This window comes from Shewanella mangrovisoli (genome assembly GCF_019457635.1).
Lineage (GTDB): Bacteria > Pseudomonadota > Gammaproteobacteria > Enterobacterales > Shewanellaceae > Shewanella > Shewanella mangrovisoli.
Genome location: NZ_CP080412.1, coordinates 4,640,000 through 4,655,729, shown reverse-complemented (window position 1 = coordinate 4,655,729; position 15,730 = coordinate 4,640,000). Strand labels below are relative to the sequence as shown.

12 protein-coding genes and 1 pseudogene are annotated in these 15,730 nt (G+C 49.0%); 10 read left to right on the top strand and 3 right to left on the bottom strand.

Translation table 11 applies throughout. The annotated features are described in order from the left end of the window. Window positions 1-114: 114 nt before the first annotated feature. Together prlC and K0H60_RS20220 are read left to right on the top strand one after the other, a co-directional pair. Window positions 115-2,154 carry an oligopeptidase A gene (gene prlC, locus K0H60_RS20225; RefSeq protein WP_220056856.1) on the top strand — a complete coding sequence of 680 codons (2,040 nt, stop codon included), beginning with the start codon at window positions 115-117 and terminating at the stop codon, window positions 2,152-2,154. Window positions 2,155-2,282: 128 nt separating this feature from the next. After that, on the top strand, window positions 2,283-2,813 hold the full coding sequence (locus tag K0H60_RS20220) for a thioesterase family protein (RefSeq protein ID WP_011624562.1): 531 nt from the start codon (window positions 2,283-2,285) through the stop codon (window positions 2,811-2,813). 10 nt (window positions 2,814-2,823) lie between these two features. Here K0H60_RS20220 and K0H60_RS20215 read toward each other — a convergent pair whose 3' ends face one another. Then, window positions 2,824-3,471 carry a glutathione S-transferase family protein gene (locus K0H60_RS20215; RefSeq protein WP_220056855.1) on the bottom strand — a complete coding sequence of 216 codons (648 nt, stop codon included), beginning with the start codon at window positions 3,469-3,471 and terminating at the stop codon, window positions 2,824-2,826. A 203-nt stretch (window positions 3,472-3,674) separates the two neighbouring features. Between K0H60_RS20215 and K0H60_RS20210 the strand changes: the two genes are divergently transcribed. Then, window positions 3,675-4,364 (top strand): DNA-3-methyladenine glycosylase I, encoded by a 690-nt coding sequence (locus tag K0H60_RS20210; protein WP_220056854.1) that lies wholly within the window; start codon window positions 3,675-3,677, stop codon window positions 4,362-4,364. Window positions 4,365-4,465: 101 nt separating this feature from the next. On the opposite strand, the gene K0H60_RS20205 is transcribed toward K0H60_RS20210, so the two are convergent. Next, window positions 4,466-5,212, bottom strand: coding sequence for a TorF family putative porin (locus K0H60_RS20205; protein ID WP_086902476.1), 747 nt, complete (start codon window positions 5,210-5,212; stop codon window positions 4,466-4,468). Between the two features lie 843 nt (window positions 5,213-6,055). Here K0H60_RS20205 and K0H60_RS20200 point away from each other — a divergent pair. The 4 genes and pseudogenes from K0H60_RS20200 to K0H60_RS20185 all read left to right on the top strand — a co-directional run bounded on the left by K0H60_RS20200 (window position 6,056) and on the right by K0H60_RS20185 (window position 11,101). Further along, window positions 6,056-7,204 carry an efflux RND transporter periplasmic adaptor subunit gene (locus K0H60_RS20200; protein ID WP_220054241.1) on the top strand — a complete coding sequence of 383 codons (1,149 nt, stop codon included), beginning with the start codon at window positions 6,056-6,058 and terminating at the stop codon, window positions 7,202-7,204. A gap of 9 nt (window positions 7,205-7,213) precedes the next feature. Continuing rightward, the gene (locus K0H60_RS20195; protein WP_220056853.1) at window positions 7,214-10,348 is read left to right on the top strand and encodes an efflux RND transporter permease subunit; all 3,135 of its coding nucleotides are present in this window, start codon (window positions 7,214-7,216) and stop codon (window positions 10,346-10,348) included. Between the two features lie 109 nt (window positions 10,349-10,457). Then, window positions 10,458-10,753, top strand: a pseudogene (locus K0H60_RS20665) (hypothetical protein). Window positions 10,754-10,801: 48 nt separating this feature from the next. Continuing rightward, a complete protein-coding gene (locus tag K0H60_RS20185) occupies window positions 10,802-11,101 on the top strand; it encodes a hypothetical protein (RefSeq protein WP_220056852.1) in 300 nt (99 codons plus the stop codon). Window positions 11,102-11,191: 90 nt separating this feature from the next. Here K0H60_RS20185 and K0H60_RS20180 read toward each other — a convergent pair whose 3' ends face one another. Next, window positions 11,192-12,799, bottom strand: coding sequence for an AbgT family transporter (locus K0H60_RS20180; RefSeq protein ID WP_286670296.1), 1,608 nt, complete (start codon window positions 12,797-12,799; stop codon window positions 11,192-11,194). Between the two features lie 466 nt (window positions 12,800-13,265). On the opposite strand from K0H60_RS20180, the gene K0H60_RS20175 reads away from it, so the two are divergent. The 3 genes from K0H60_RS20175 to K0H60_RS20165 are packed head-to-tail and all read left to right on the top strand — an operon-like array spanning window position 13,266 to window position 15,630. Next, entirely contained in the window at window positions 13,266-13,832 is a 567-nt protein-coding gene (locus K0H60_RS20175) for a LemA family protein (RefSeq protein WP_011624553.1), read from the top strand. Between the two features lie 50 nt (window positions 13,833-13,882). Then, window positions 13,883-14,911, top strand: coding sequence for a DUF3137 domain-containing protein (locus K0H60_RS20170; protein ID WP_220056851.1), 1,029 nt, complete (start codon window positions 13,883-13,885; stop codon window positions 14,909-14,911). After that, complete coding sequence (locus K0H60_RS20165) at window positions 14,911-15,630, top strand: lytic transglycosylase domain-containing protein (RefSeq protein ID WP_011718753.1); 720 nt, start codon at window positions 14,911-14,913, stop codon at window positions 15,628-15,630. The genes K0H60_RS20170 and K0H60_RS20165 overlap by 1 nt, the downstream gene beginning before the upstream one ends. The last annotated feature ends 100 nt before the right edge of the window (window positions 15,631-15,730 follow it).

Genomic DNA, 15,730 nt, shown 5'->3' with positions numbered 1-15,730 from the left:
TTCTTTGTTGAATACGGCTAGGTGTATCTGCGAAGGGGGCAATCGGTTTTCTCGCCTTGATAAATAGTAGATAAGCCCTTATTTATTAGCTACACAGATTGTAGAGGAACCATTATGAGCAACCCTTTGCTTAACGGCGCAAAATTACCGCTTTTTTCCCAGATTAAACCTGAACACATTCAAGTTGCCGTTGAGCAGGCCATTGCTCAGTGTCGTGCCAAGATTGATGAAGTGCTGCAAACCCCAGGGCCTTTTACCTGGGATAACTTAGTCGCTCCGCTCGAGCAAGTGGATGATGAGTTAAGTCAGATTTGGTCGCCTGTCTCCCATATGAACTCAGTGGTGAGCACAGATGAATGGCGCGCCGCCCATGATGCTTGTTTGCCACTGTTATCCGAATACGGCACCTATGTGGGTCAACACCAAGGGCTGTATCAGGCCTATAAATCCCTGCGTGCATCGGCAGACTTTGACCAATTAAGCCAAGCACAACAGATGGTGATTGAGCACAGCTTACGGGACTTCGAGCTTTCAGGTATCGGCTTAGACGATGGGCAAAAAGTGCGTTATGGCGAAATCGTTAAGCGTCTTTCTGAACTTACCAGCGGTTTTTCGAACCAACTGCTCGATGCGACCCAAGCTTGGACTAAGTTAATTACTGATGAGGCAGAACTAGCCGGTTTACCCGATTCAGCCAAGGCGGCCGCAAAAGCGATGGCCGAGGCGCGCGAACTAGAAGGTTGGTTATTTACCTTAGATTTCCCTTCCTATTTACCCGTGATGACCTACAGCGAAAACCGTAGCCTGCGTGAAGAGTGTTATCGCGCCTTCGTGACGCGCGCCTCGGATCAAGGCCCAAATGCGGGCGAATTCGATAATGGTCCCTTGATGGACGAAATCCTTGCGCTGCGCCACGAGTTGGCACAGTTGTTAGGCTTTGATAGTTTTGCCGAAAAATCCCTCGCGACGAAAATGGCCGAAACGCCTGCGCAGGTGATGGCATTCTTAAACGAATTAGCGCTGCGCTCTAAGGATCAAGCCAAGACCGAACTGGCTGAGTTAAAAGCCTTTGTGCTGGAGCAGTACGGCGTGAGCGAAATGGCTTCTTGGGATTTGAGTTTCTACGCCGAGAAGTTACAGCAACATAAGTATGAGATTTCTCAAGAGTTGCTGCGTCCTTACTTTCCCGAAGATAAAGTGCTTTCTGGCTTGTTTTACACCGTCTCGCGCCTATTTGGCTTAAAGATTGTCGAGCAAACTGAGTTCGACCGTTGGCATAAAGACGTGCGTTTCTTCGATATTTTCGACGAAGCGGGCGAGCATAGAGGCAGCTTCTATTTAGACCTATACGCCCGCACGGGTAAACGCGGCGGCGCTTGGATGGATGATTGCCGAGTGCGTCGTCACACGCCTACGGGTCTACAAAAGCCTGTGGCTTATCTCACCTGCAACTTTAACGGCCCAGTAGATGGCAAACCGGCACTCTTCACCCACGATGAAGTGACGACGCTGTTCCACGAATTTGGCCATGGCATTCACCATATGTTGACCAAAATCGACGTGGCAGGCGTGTCAGGTATCAACGGTGTGCCTTGGGATGCGGTCGAATTACCTAGCCAGTTTATGGAAAACTGGTGCTGGCAAGAAGAAGCCTTAGCGGAGATCTCCGGTCACTACGAAACCGGTGAGCCTTTACCAAAAGCCATGTTAGACAAGATGTTAGCGGCGAAAAACTTCCAATCAGGCATGATGATGTTGCGCCAGCTGGAGTTTTCACTGTTTGATTTTAGACTGCACCACGAATATGACCCCGCCAAAGGGGCGCGTATTCAAGAGACCTTGGACGAAGTGCGTCGTCAGGTAGCCGTGTTAATTCCGCCTGCATTTAACCGTTTCCAACATGGTTTTGCGCATATTTTTGCGGGCGGTTATGCCGCGGGTTACTACAGCTACAAGTGGGCAGAAGTGCTGTCGGCGGATGCGTTTTCTCGCTTCGAAGAGGAAGGCATCTTCAATCCTGACACTGGCCGTAGCTTCCTACACAACATTCTCGAAATGGGCGGTTCAGCCGAGCCTATGGACTTGTTCAAACAGTTTATGGGTCGCGAGCCGAGTATCGATGCGCTGCTGCGCCACTCTGGGATTGCTGCTTAAGCCGCGCTAAATAGGAAAGCTTGAGCATAAAAAGGCGCCATTTGGCGCCTTTTTTGTGAGCTAGATCTCGCTTGCCCTCTGGTATGACCTCTGTTAGCCTGTGGCTCTTATTTTTAGGGCGACTGCATATGAATCTGTATTTCCGTTTGTTTTGGTTGTTGTTTTGGCGCACGCGTCACTGCCGTAAGATTGATTTTTTGGGCACGAGCCGCATTACTTACCGGGCATTGCCTAGCGATTGCGATATCAACTTCCACCTGACCAACTCCCGCTATCCGGCGTTTATGGATCTGGCGCGCACTTATATGTTGGCCGAAATGGGGTTGTTGAAGCGTTTCCTCAAATTGAAGTGGATGCCGATTGTTAACGCCGCCGAATTTACCTATATCCGCGATATCAAGCCCCTGAAAAAGTTTGAGATTGAAACCAAGGTCGTGGGCTGGGATGAGAAATATTTTTATATTGAACAACGCTTTGTGAGCGAACGCGGCTTGCACTGCATAGTGCATGTGCGTGGGGTGTTTGTCTGTAAAGGTAAGCAAGTTCCCTTGGATGTGTTAGTCAAAGAGGCGGGTTATACCGATCCTGCTCCCGAGTTGCCGCCAGAAGTCATTAAATGGAAAGCGTTTTTACAGTTGAAGAAAGAACGCAATCTCTAATGTGTTGGCATTAGGGAATACTCCTAATGCCAGTGTCTTCCTCCATTTCGGCGAGTAGCACTTCTTCAAGCACCAGCATCCAGGCGCCGCGCAGCTGCGCCTGTTGCCAGTAACGTACTAACTCATCTAAATCCAGCAGGTTTAAGTGGGCAAAACTGTAGCTTAAACAGGGAATAAGTGCGCAGTCGGCCAAGGTAAAACTGTCGCCGCATACCCAGTGGTTTTGGCTCAAATGGGCATCAAGTCGCTGAAACTGGATAAACATCTGCTTTTCTATCTGCTTGATCTCAAATTCATGCCCTTCGGGCGCATGCTTTAATTTTTCCAATTGAAATAATGGGTTATTGATATCGTTATCAAAAATGCGATCGAATAAGCGCACCGCTAAATTGCGCTCGGGTTCGGCGGGCAGTAACTCGGTACCGTTTCGAAAATGCCTGTCTAAGTATTCGATGATGATGCTGGACTCGGGGAGCAGTTGGCCTTCGTGGGTTTTGAGTAACGGCAGTTTGCCGGGAGGATAAAATTGCTGGAATGTTTGACGCGCTAACGGGTCGCGCAAATCGGTGATCCGCGGGTAAAAGTTCGCTTGTTTTTCATAGAGAGCAATCAACACCTTCTGTGAATAACGTGATAAAGGATGATAGAACAGCTCCATAGGTGTCGACCCCACAACCCCTGCATTTTTTGACTCTACGACTTAACTTTAGTCGCTATCAAGGCGCTTGCTGTAGGATTTCCCTTAAAAGTAGTGGAAGTGACGTAAAAGTGGTTTGCCATGCGGAATGATCCACTCGCGCGAAAATTCGGTACTATTAGCTTTAACATCGCAGTGAAATAGAGATAACCAAAGGTAACCGTATGAGCCAGTTAGAAAGTTTCTCATCCATCTATGCCAGAGCGAGTGAGCGCAAGGGCGGTAAAAAGGGGCTCGAAGCATTGTTGCCAGGCTGCCTGACCAGTGCCGAAATTCGCCAGTATGATGATGCCACACTGCTCTCAGCTATGAGTCGGCAGGTGTTTCAGAGTGGCTTTGTCTGGCGTGTGGTCGATAATAAGTGGCCCGCCTATGAGAAGTCTTTCTTTCATTTCGTGCCTGAAAAGGTATTGATGTTGTCGCCCGAGCAGATCCAAACCCGCGCCGCGGATGCGACCTTAATTCGCCATTTAAAGAAGACCCAAGCGATTTATGATAATGCCTTGATGATCCATGATATCGCCCGCGAACATGGCAGCTTGGCTAAGCTGATTGCCGACTGGCCGACCGAAGATATCGTCGGGCTTTGGGCACTCTTAAAGAAACGAGGCGCTCGCCTCGGCGGCAATACTGGACCGTATTTCCTGCGCGGCATTGGTAAGGATACCTTTTTGTTAACCGATGATGTGCAAGGTTATTTTAAGGCGCATAAGTTGGTGGATGCCGGTTTTAGCTCGCAAACCGCGCTAAAGCAGGTGCAGGCAGCCTTCAATCAATGGCAGCAAGAATCGGGTCGGTGTCTTGCGGATATTAGCCGAGTCTTAGCCTGTAGCGTGGGTGATAATCGTATTTAGATAAAAAAGGACCAGCCAAATTGGCTGGTCAAGGCTCGATATTTCAAGCAATTGGAGTACTGCAGGGAAGCAGCGGGATGAACGGGTAAGTCACATAACGATTAAAAGCTTTTACTGATCCCAATGACGACTCTGTCATCGAAGATTTGAGTTTGAGTGCCATAGACCTTATGGTCACTGTCGACAGTGCTGCCGTGGTAGCGTAGGTCGAAGTTGAGGCCGTAGTAAGCTTTGCTCAAGCCAATGTTCCAGTGGCCCCAACCTTCGGCGCCATCACCCGTGAGGTCTTGATAACCCACAGAGGCCGAGATTTTTACGCCATTGTCAAAGCTATAGCTTGGGTGCAAGGCATAGTTAACCCCGTGCCAGCCATCGACACCAAACCAATCATCAACCGTTGGGGTGACTTCGAGTTGCAGATTTGCGCGGCCAAATTGTTTACCCACTTTTAACCATAACTCGGTGTAGTTGGAGTAGGACGCACCTGGGTAGAGGTATGAAAACAACATCACATCATAGGTAAAACCTGAGTCGCCAAATTCCCCCGCTTTACCAATAAAAGGTGCGGTAACGATCTCTAAGTTAGGGTCGGCGAATTTGATGTTGGAGCTAAATACCCCAGCATACCAGCCTTGGTTGTGGTTCCAGCTCAGTGTGCCTTGTACGACGGGAATATCGCCGTCTAAGGTTTCTGATTCACCACGAAACACATAGTCGGATGCAAAGTTAAGGTTGCCGTTAATGGTGCCGCCAAAGAGTTGATTATCTTCGGCGCCGTGGGAGCTTGCCGCCAAAGAAAGCAACGCCCCTGTCAGCAAAAATTTAGTACGAGTCTTCATAATCATCATCTCAAAGTATTGGGAATTGTTAGCGCACCTTTATCGTAAAAATAAGTTGTGAATAGCGCTGCAACTTGGGATGAACCAATGACGAAAAGATATGAATGAATGTGAACAAGCGGCGAAATAACCGAGTTTGCCGGAGATGTGTTTGTGATCTAATTAATAAAAATACGTTTTTTGGGAAGCAGAGTTTCATTAAATGGGGTGTAAAAAGCCATTTCAGATTTGCCCTCAATTAAGCTTGGTCATAAAATGTCGCGTTCAAAGAGTTGAGTGTCACTCATTTCTGCTGATATGTAGATTCAAAGCGAATTTACATAAACCATACATCATTACCGTTACATCAATAGAATTAAGCATTCGAGTTTTGTAGCGTCTTGTTTGCATCACCATGAGTGAGAGAGCCATATTGGTCTCTGGCAGACAAGCCAAGCTAAACGACTGATGGTATATGCAAAAATGCTTATTTATTGGCGTAATGTAGTCGGATAAGTGTCATTTATATCGAATAGACTGTTATCAGGGTTCGCTTGATAGCAGCCTGTGGTGTCGAACAGGTTTGCAACATTTTCGATATAGAGTAGGCTGAATAAGTGTTTTGTATCGTACAACGCTAACAAGCTTATCCACTATTAACATATTTCTTAAATAGGATAACAATTCAATCAATAAGGTATTCGCGAAGGTGTGAATATTTTCATTAGTTTACACTTTAGTTTGTTTATCTTTCTTGTTCATCCTTATAGGGTATGCGATAAGTAACAGATTTGATTTTAGTTATAATTACGGCCGTCAGTTCACCTTTGAAAGCGTGAAAAAACGGTAGCGTTAATATTTAAAGGAGTTCTCATGCGGCAGACAATTAAACTTGCCTCAGTAATCAGCGTGGCGTTGTGGATGGCAGCTTGTAGCCCTCAAGAGGATAAGGCAGCTCAAGCCGGCGCTGGGCCGCAGAGCATGGAAGTTGGTGTAATCAACGTGGCGGCTAAGCCTCAGGTTATCCAAATCGAATTACCCGGCCGTAGCAAGGCGTTCCTCGAAGCCGAAGTACGTCCTCAAGTCAGTGGTATTATTACCAAGCGTAGCTTTGTCGAAGGCGGTCATGTGAAGCAGGGCGAGTCCCTCTATCAAATCGATTCCGCGCCTTACAAGGCAGCACTGGTGAGCGCTAACGCCGATTTAGCCAGAGCGAATGCAAGTCTTGCTTCTGCTAAGGCCAAAGCGGCCCGTTATCAACAACTGGTTAAGACTAACGCCATCAGTAAGCAGGATTTCGATGAAGCCGAAGCGGCTTACAAAGAAGCGCTGGCAAGCGTGACAGTCGCTGAAGCGGCAATCAACACCGCCAAAATCAACCTCGAATACACCGAAGTGTTAGCGCCAATTTCTGGCCGTATCGGTAAATCGAGTGTGACTGCGGGTGCGCTGGTCACGGCAAACCAAAGCCAAACACTGGCGACCATTCAACAGCTCGATCCTATCAATGTGGATATCGCCCAATCGAGTGCCCAATTGCTGCGCCTAAAAGCGAAATTACAGCAAGGCAAGTTGCAAGCGGCTGATAACGCTGACGTGCAGTTAGTGCTCGAAGACGGCACTGTTTATGGCCACAGCGGTAAGCTGCAATTTGCTGAGGTGAGTGTGGATGAAAACACGGGCTCAGTGATCCTGCGTGCTGAATTCCCTAACCCAGATGGCCTCTTACTGCCTGGCATGTATGTTCGCGCCGTGCTGAATACTGGTACCGATCCTCAAGCTATCTTAGTGCCACAAAAAGCCATTAGCCGTAACGCTAAAGGGCAAGCCGTGGCCATGGTGGTGAACGATCAAGGTGTAGTGGAAGCAAAAATTGTGACCACAGCTGAAGTTATCGACAATCAATGGCGTATTACTGCCGGTTTGGAAGCGGGCGATAAGTTGATTGTGGAAGGATTACAAAAAATCCGTCCAGGTGCACCAGTCACTCCCAAAGTTATTTCTGAAACCCAAGCACAATAGGGCATAGCTATGGCACGTTTTTTTATTGATCGCCCCATCTTTGCGTGGGTGATCGCCTTAATTATTATGTTGGCGGGGGTTCTGTCGATCCGATCCCTGCCAGTCTCGCAGTACCCCAGTATTGCGCCACCGACAGTGGTGATCAGTGCGAACTACCCAGGTGCATCGGCCAAAATCGTTGAAGACTCAGTGACTCAGGTGATTGAGCAACGTATGAAAGGTATCGACCACCTACGTTATATCGCATCGACCAGTGATAGCTTTGGTAACGCGTCTATTACTTTGACCTTTAACGCGGAAGCCGATCCGGATATCGCGCAGGTTCAGGTACAGAACAAGTTACAGGGCGCAATGACTTTGTTACCACAAGAGGTGCAATCTCAAGGGGTTAACGTTAACAAGTCAAGCTCGGGCTTCCTAATGGTACTGGGCTTCGTCTCGACTGACGGTTCTTTAGATAAGGGTGACATCGCCGACTATGTGGGCGCTAACATCCAAGATCCTATGAGCCGTGTACCTGGCGTGGGCGAAATTCAGATTTTCGGTGCCCAATATGCGATGCGTATATGGTTAGATCCACTGAAGCTGACCCAATACAATCTCACCAGCTTAGATGTGGTGAGCGCTATCCGTGCGCAAAACGCGCAGGTATCAGCGGGTCAACTCGGTGGTACACCATCACTGCCTGGACAAGAGTTAAACGCGACTGTATCGGCACAGAGCCGTCTGCAAACGCCAGAACAATTCCGCAAGATCATCATCAAATCCGATACATCGGGTGCGAACGTGTTCTTGGGTGATGTGGCGCGTGTTGAGCTAGGTTCTGAAAGCTATGCGGTAGAGTCGCTGTATAACGGCAAACCCGCTTCTGGTATTGCGATTAAGTTGGCTACTGGTGCTAACGCCTTAGACACGGCAGAAGCCGTTCGCGCTAAAGTTGAAGAGTTACGTCCCTTCTTCCCTGCTGGGCTAGATGTGGTTTACCCCTACGATACAACGCCATTCGTTGAGAAATCGATTGAAGGCGTGGTACACACTCTGCTCGAAGCTATCGTACTGGTGTTCGTCATCATGTACCTCTTCCTGCAAAACTTCCGTGCGACGCTCATTCCAACCATCGCAGTACCTGTCGTATTGCTGGGTACCTTTGCGATTCTGTCGGCAACGGGCTTCTCCATCAACACCCTCACCATGTTCGCTATGGTGCTGGCAATTGGTCTGCTCGTGGACGACGCGATTGTGGTGGTGGAAAACGTTGAGCGGGTAATGGCTGAAGAGGGTTTAAGCCCACTCGAGGCGACCCGTAAGTCGATGGATCAAATTACTGGCGCGTTAGTCGGTATCGGTCTGACCTTGTCAGCGGTATTCGTACCTATGGCGTTTATGTCGGGTTCAACCGGGGTAATTTACCGTCAGTTCTCGATCACTATCGTTTCTGCGATGGCGCTGTCTGTGCTGGTGGCCTTGATTTTAACGCCTGCACTCTGTGCGACCATGTTAAAACCTTTGAAGAAGGGCCATGGCCATATCGAAACCGGTTTCTTCGGCTGGTTTAACCGTGGCTTCGATCGCTTAACGAATCGTTACGAATCGAGTGTGGCTGGCATTATAAAACGTAGCTTCAGAGTCATGATGATTTACGCTGCATTAGTTGTGGCTGTGGGCTGGATCTTCATGCGCATGCCAACGGCATTCTTACCCGACGAAGACCAAGGTATCTTGTTCACGCAGGCGATTTTGCCAACTAACTCAACCCAAGAAAGTACGCTTAAAGTGTTGGAGAAGGTCTCTGATCACTATCTGGCTGAAGAGGGCGTGAGATCGGTATTCAGCGTGGCGGGCTTCAGTTTCGCGGGTCAAGGCCAGAACATGGGTATTGCCTTCGTTGGTTTGAAGGATTGGTCAGAGCGTGAAGCGCCAGGTATGGATGTGCAATCCATTGCGGGCCGCGCGATGGGCGTATTCAGCCAAATGAAAGAAGCCTTTGTATTCGCCTTCGTACCGCCTGCGGTAATCGAGCTGGGTACGGCTAACGGTTTCGACATGTACCTGCAAGATAAGAATGGCCAAGGGCACGACAAGTTAGTCGCTGCGCGTAACCAATTGTTGGGCATGGCGGCACAGAATCCAAACCTCGTGGGCGTTCGTCCAAACGGTCAGGAAGATGCGCCAATCTATCAGTTGCATATCGACCATGCCAAACTGAGTGCCTTAGGCATTGAGATTGCGAACGTGAACAGTGTACTCGCAACCGCATGGGGTGGCTCTTATGTAAACGACTTTATCGACCGTGGTCGTGTGAAGAAGGTTTACGTACAGGGTGATGCGCAATACCGTATGCAACCAGAAGACTTAGACACTTGGTACGTGCGTAACAGCAAGGGTGACATGGTGCCATTCTCGGCCTTCGCAACGGGCGCATGGGAATATGGTTCACCTCGTCTAGAACGCTTCAACGGTTTACCTGCCATGAACATTCAAGGCGCAACGGCTCCTGGTTTCAGTACCGGTGCGGCGATGAATATCATGGAAGACATGGTGAAGCAGTTACCTCCAGGCTTTGGTATCGAGTGGAACGGCTTATCCTATGAGGAACGTTTATCCGGTAACCAAGCGCCAGCGCTGTATGCTCTGTCGATTCTGGTGGTATTCCTCGTACTGGCAGCACTTTATGAGAGCTGGTCTGTACCGTTCGCAGTAATCCTAGTGGTTCCGCTCGGTATTATCGGTGCCCTGCTGGCGATGAATGGTCGTGGCTTGCCAAACGACGTGTTCTTCCAGGTGGGTCTGTTGACGACGGTCGGTTTGGCGACGAAGAACGCCATCTTGATTGTGGAATTTGCCAAAGAGTTCTATGAAAAAGGTGCGGGTCTTATTGAGGCGACCTTACATGCGGTCCGCGTGCGTTTGCGTCCAATTCTGATGACGTCACTCGCCTTCGGTCTGGGTGTTGTACCGTTAGCGATTAGTACGGGTGTAGGTTCTGGTAGCCAGAACGCCATCGGTACTGGGGTACTCGGCGGTATGATGAGTTCGACCTTCCTGGGTATCTTCTTCGTGCCGTTGTTCTTTGTGATTGTGGAACGTATCTTTAGTAAGCGCGAGAAGAAAGGTAAAGAAGAAAAGCCGACCTCGGCGGAGTAATCTAACCTAACACTCTTAAAGCCCTGCACATGCAGGGCTTTTTGTTGGTGTATCGTTACTACGATGGATAGCCAGCATTAGCCAATTCAGGCATATTGGTGGAATCATAATGGATGGAGAGCTTGGTAGTCGGCACAGGAACTTGCGGCACTGGATAAAGCCATAGCCAAGGGAAAGTGGTTTTTTATCCTAGTGGTTGGCGTGTTGTTTTGGGGTTGTATGACTTCAGTCGTGGTCGCCACTATCCATTATTTGACCTCAGATACATCCTTTTGGGGTGAATTAGCTCGGGCACTCTATCTTTATCCTGCGGCAGGTATTTTATTTGGTTGGTTTGCTTGGGTGCGACTACAACGTAAAAGAGATAGACTGCGCGCCGAATATTATCAGCCGCATAATGAGTAACAGTGCGTTGGCTTTAGGAGCAAAGTGGTGTCATCGGTGAGAGGTTTTATGACTAAGCAGCTTATCATGGCCGTCGTTTGCCATTGCATCGCCGTGGGCATGGTCGCCTATGGCGCCTATGAGTTTTATCTTGAGCAGCTGGTCGTTCCTGAGCTGACTCGACTCTTCGCCGTCGCAGTATTTTTTATTGGCATGGGGCTCGACCCTAATATGTTTTTTACTCCCCTCAACCAAGTGATGAGTCAGGCCGAGGATAAATCGCCTAAGGCAAAATTACAGACTGTGGTGTTTAATCTGGGGGTTTTCTTGCTGATCTGTAGTTTTTTAATGGAATGGTTGTACGACTGAAGCCGTTAATCCCTGCATGAATTCGCACATCAAAAAGGGCGTCGAGCTTAGCTTCGACGCCCTTTTTGTTAGAGATGGAGTTAGACCGGCTTAAGGCGTGTAGTAAGTGGCTGCGCCTGGCCCCACTGGCAGACCAAAACCAAACACCCACAGGAAGAAGAACGCCGTCCAGCCAACGAAAAACACTAAGGTGTACGGCAGCATAGTGGCGATAAGCGTGCCTATGCCAAGGTTTTTCTGGTAACGGCAAGCCACGGCTAAAATCAACCCGAAATAACTCATCATAGGCGTGACTAAGTTAGTCACTGAGTCGCCAATACGGTAGGCCGCTTGAATGGTTTCGGGCGCATAGCCGACTAACATCAGCATGGGCACAAAAATCGGTGCGGTAATGGCCCACTGGGCCGAAGCGCTACCCAGCATCAAGTTGATAAAGCCACAGAGCATAATAAAAAACAGGAACAGGATTGGCCCAGTTAAGCCAATGGATTGCAGGGCATCGGCACCCAGCACGGCTAGCACGGCGCCGAGATTACTCCAGTTAAAAAAGGCCACAAATTGCGCCGCAAAGAACACCAGTACGATATACAGTCCCATAGTGCTCATACTGTGTGACATGGCATTGATAACGTCTTTATCGTTTTTAATGCTGCCAACGACCTTACCGTAGACAAAACCTGGGATAGCAAAACAGATAAAGATAAAGGCGACTATGCCTTTGAGGAACGGCGAACCCGAGACCAGGCCGGTTTTAGGATCGCGCAGTGGCGCACCCTCTGGCACGACTGACAGCGCAAGGATTACCGCTAGCACTAGCATAGATAATCCCGCCCACTTGAGGCCGCGTTTTTCCAGCTCGGTGACATTGCCCATGGATTGATGCACGGTTTCATCGGCATCATCGCCTTGATACTTGCCCAGTTTCGGCTCGACAATTTTCTCGGTCACAAAGGCCCCGAGGAAAGTGATCACAAAGGTCGAGACAAACATAAAGTACCAGTTAACCTCAGGGCCGACGTTGTAGTCGGGATCGATCATTCGCGCCGCCGCCTCAGTGATACCCGATAACAGCGGATCGACAGTACCGAGCAATAGGTTAGCGCTGTATCCCCCCGATACCCCGGCAAATGCCGCGGCCAGTCCCGCCAGTGGATGACGACCTAAGGAATGGAAGATCATCGCCGCCATGGGAATTAATACCACATATCCAAGCTCTGCCGCGGTGTTCGACATAATGCCGGCAAATACGATAGTTAACGTCACCAATCGCTTCGACGCGCCCATAACGAGTGCCCGCATCGCGGCGGATAACAGTCCAGAACGCTCGGCGATACCCACACCCAGCAGGGCGACCAGCACAGTGCCTAAGGGCGTAAAGCCGGTGAAGTTAGTGACCAAGTTGGACACTATCATCCGCAAGCCTTCGGCATTCATCAGGCTGACGACATGGATAAGTCCATCGGCGCCACGGCCGTGGGCGCCTTCGGGGCGCGGATCGGTGACCGTTAATCCAAAGTAGCCCGCAATGCCGGACACTAAGATCACAGCGACACAAAACAGGGCGAACAAGGTAATAGGATGGGGGAGTAAGTTCCCTAAGCGTTCGACAATATTAAGAAAACGGACAAACCAGCCGCGAGAACTCATGTCGTCGGCCTGTGGTGAATTGACGGGAATATCGTTGGATTTCGAACTCATTCTCTTGCCTCTGTCGACCTTTGCTAGCGCATTCTTTACCCGGGAGCAGAATCGATGCGGCGTACTTGGCAGAGCTATGTCTGGCCCAAGTGGTTTGATTAACGCTAAGGTGAAAGTTAAAAAATTGGCCGAAAAGTATGATGGTTAAGCTTTAATTGAAACTTAAATGTTGCAACTGCGGCTGTGCGGCGGATTATGGGGGAAATGCGGGGTAAAAAAATGGACTCACTAGGAGTCCAGTATTCACGAGCAAAAAGGTTGCTCTTAACGTTGTGCATATACACTATAGCCTAGTTTTTCTGTATCCAAGCTGAATAATCTCGCTGGTTATTTTGTTGCTTAATGCTCTGACCAGAATCGCTAAAGCTAATATTTCATTGCGTTAGCTATCGCTTTAGATGAAATTCTTAGCCATTTATGTTTAGCTGTACCCGTTGAGACTAAGAACAAACCCTAAGGATGGAAGATGGACAAACTGTTATTAGGATTAGCGCTGATTTTTATCGTCACCTATCTTTGGTACGTCAGCCTAGTCAAAAAGCGCAATACCGCCCTCGAAGCCCTGTCGGGGATCGATGTGCAGTTAGCCAAGCGCGCCGATCTTGTGCCCAATATCCTCAAAATCGCCAAGCGATTTATGGATCATGAAAAGTCATTACTCACTGAAATCACTGAGCTACGTACGCAATTAACCCGCAATTACAACAAGACAGATCCGAATGCGGTGAAAGAGCATATCGCGCAAGCCGAGAAGCTTAACGATAAAATGGGTGCCTTGATGGTGAGCGTTGAAAGCTATCCCGAGCTGAAGTCAGACAACACTATGCTCGAGGCGATGCAAACCTATAATGAGGTTGAAGCCCATATCTCTGCTGCCCGCCGTTTCTATAATTCGGCGGTGTCTGAGCTAAATACCGCCGTTGAGATTTTCCCTGGGTCGATTATTGCGTCGATGGCAAACATTAAGGTGATGCCATTCTACGAGGTGAATGAAGCCTCTAAAGCGCCCATTGACGCGGCGGATTATCTGTAATCCTTCGATATTTGCGGGGCCAATATAGGCTCCGCAAACATATTAACTGAATGAATATAATCACCTTTATCTTCGGCAGTCCTATCAAGGCTCAGCGGCAGGCGGCAAGATTGTCGGCGGACGCTTCGGATAGCGAGTCGCTGCAGGAGTACTACGATACCCAGCTGGCGCCGCTGGCCGCCCGCTATGAAACCAAGCGCGTCAACAGCCTTAAGGCGACACGTAAACGCTTGTATCTTAGTTTGGCGATTGTCGCAGGTCTTGTGCTGTTAGCGCTATTGGGGCATAGCCGTGGACTCATGCTGTTTCCACTGCCGTTAGTCGCGCTATTGGGATTAGGGTTTTGGAGTTTTACACCGACTCGGCAGTTTAAGCGGCAAGTGCAGCAAGAAATTTATCCCATCATGTTTAAGTACTTTGGTGAGGATTTTATCTACAACCGTGAGATGCGCCTCGACATGAATCGCCTCACTGCGGCTAAGGTGCTACCCAATTACGATAAGGCGAGCTTTGGTGATTATATTCAAGGTCAATACAAGGGCATTGAGTTAGTCGTCAATGAGTTAACCCTGACCAAAGACGTGCGAGTGGAGGAGTGGGACGGCAATAAACGCCGAACCGTGACTCGCACCGAGACTCGCTTTCGCGGCACTGTGGTTGAGCTGAGTAGCCATAAGCAATTTATTGGTCATACCGTGGTATTAAAGGATCGCGGCGGACTGGCAAATTTTTTATCCGACAGCCACTCAGGGCTGCAAAGGGTGAAGCTTGAAGATCCCCTGTTCGAAAAAGAGTTCGATGTGTTTTCAACGGATCAAATCGAGTCGCGCTATTTGCTCAATACCGCCTTTATGGAGCGCTTGCAGCAATTGGCAAAGTCCTTCGATGGGGAGATTCAATGCGCCTTCTTTCGCAACCGTTTGATCTTGTTTTTGCCTAATCGCCGCAGTCGTTTCCAAATGCGATCTATCTTTGACAGTGCGCATTTTTCGGCGGAATTTAGCCAGTTAAACCGTGAGATGAAGCAACTCTTTGCTATTATTGAAGTACTTAAACTCAACGAACATACGGGACTTTGATGCCAGCAACGCATTCTTCGCCACTTTGCCTTAAGTCGATAGCCATAGCTAGCCTTGGTTTGTGCTTGGCTTGGGGAAGTGTTGCGGCCGCGTTTGCCGAAGAAGCCAAGCCTAAGCCCCGTATTGTGGCCCGTTATTCTGAAAGCGGTATTGTGAGTAACACTGGGCAAGAAAAAGTCAAAGTTTATCAATATCTACAGGCCAATGGTGTCACTGCTTTTACCGATAAAGCGCCGACCACCAATGAGTATCAAATCCTGCTCTATGACTGTTTTGCCTGTCGTCCTGATTCCAAAATTGACTGGAATGGCATTCGGTTGTTTACCCGCAATTACGATAGTTTGATCAGCCGTGCGGCCCATAAACATCAATTAGATCCAGCACTTATCCGTGCCGTGATTCATGCCGAGTCGGCTTTTAATGCCAGAGCCTTGTCGCGCACTGGCGCAATGGGTTTGATGCAATTGATGCCCGAAACGGCCAAAGAGATGGGCGTGACCAATGCCTTTTTACCGGAGGAGAATATTCTCGGTGGCAGTAAGTATTTGGCGCAAATGCTAAAACAGTTTAATGGTGATATTGCATTGGCCTGCGCGGCCTACAATGCAGGGCCAACCACTGTGACCCAATATAACGGTATTCCTCCCTATCCAGAAACCCAAGCCTATGTGGAGCGGGTGCAAATTCTGCTAAAACGTTACCGCAGCGCCAAAGTCTAGCGGCACTGCCACTCTCTATTTAACCTGAACTCGGGGTAAAGAGTGTCGAAAAGATGCCAATTCAGTGGCTCTACTTATCCCGAGCTTAGGTGATTTCATG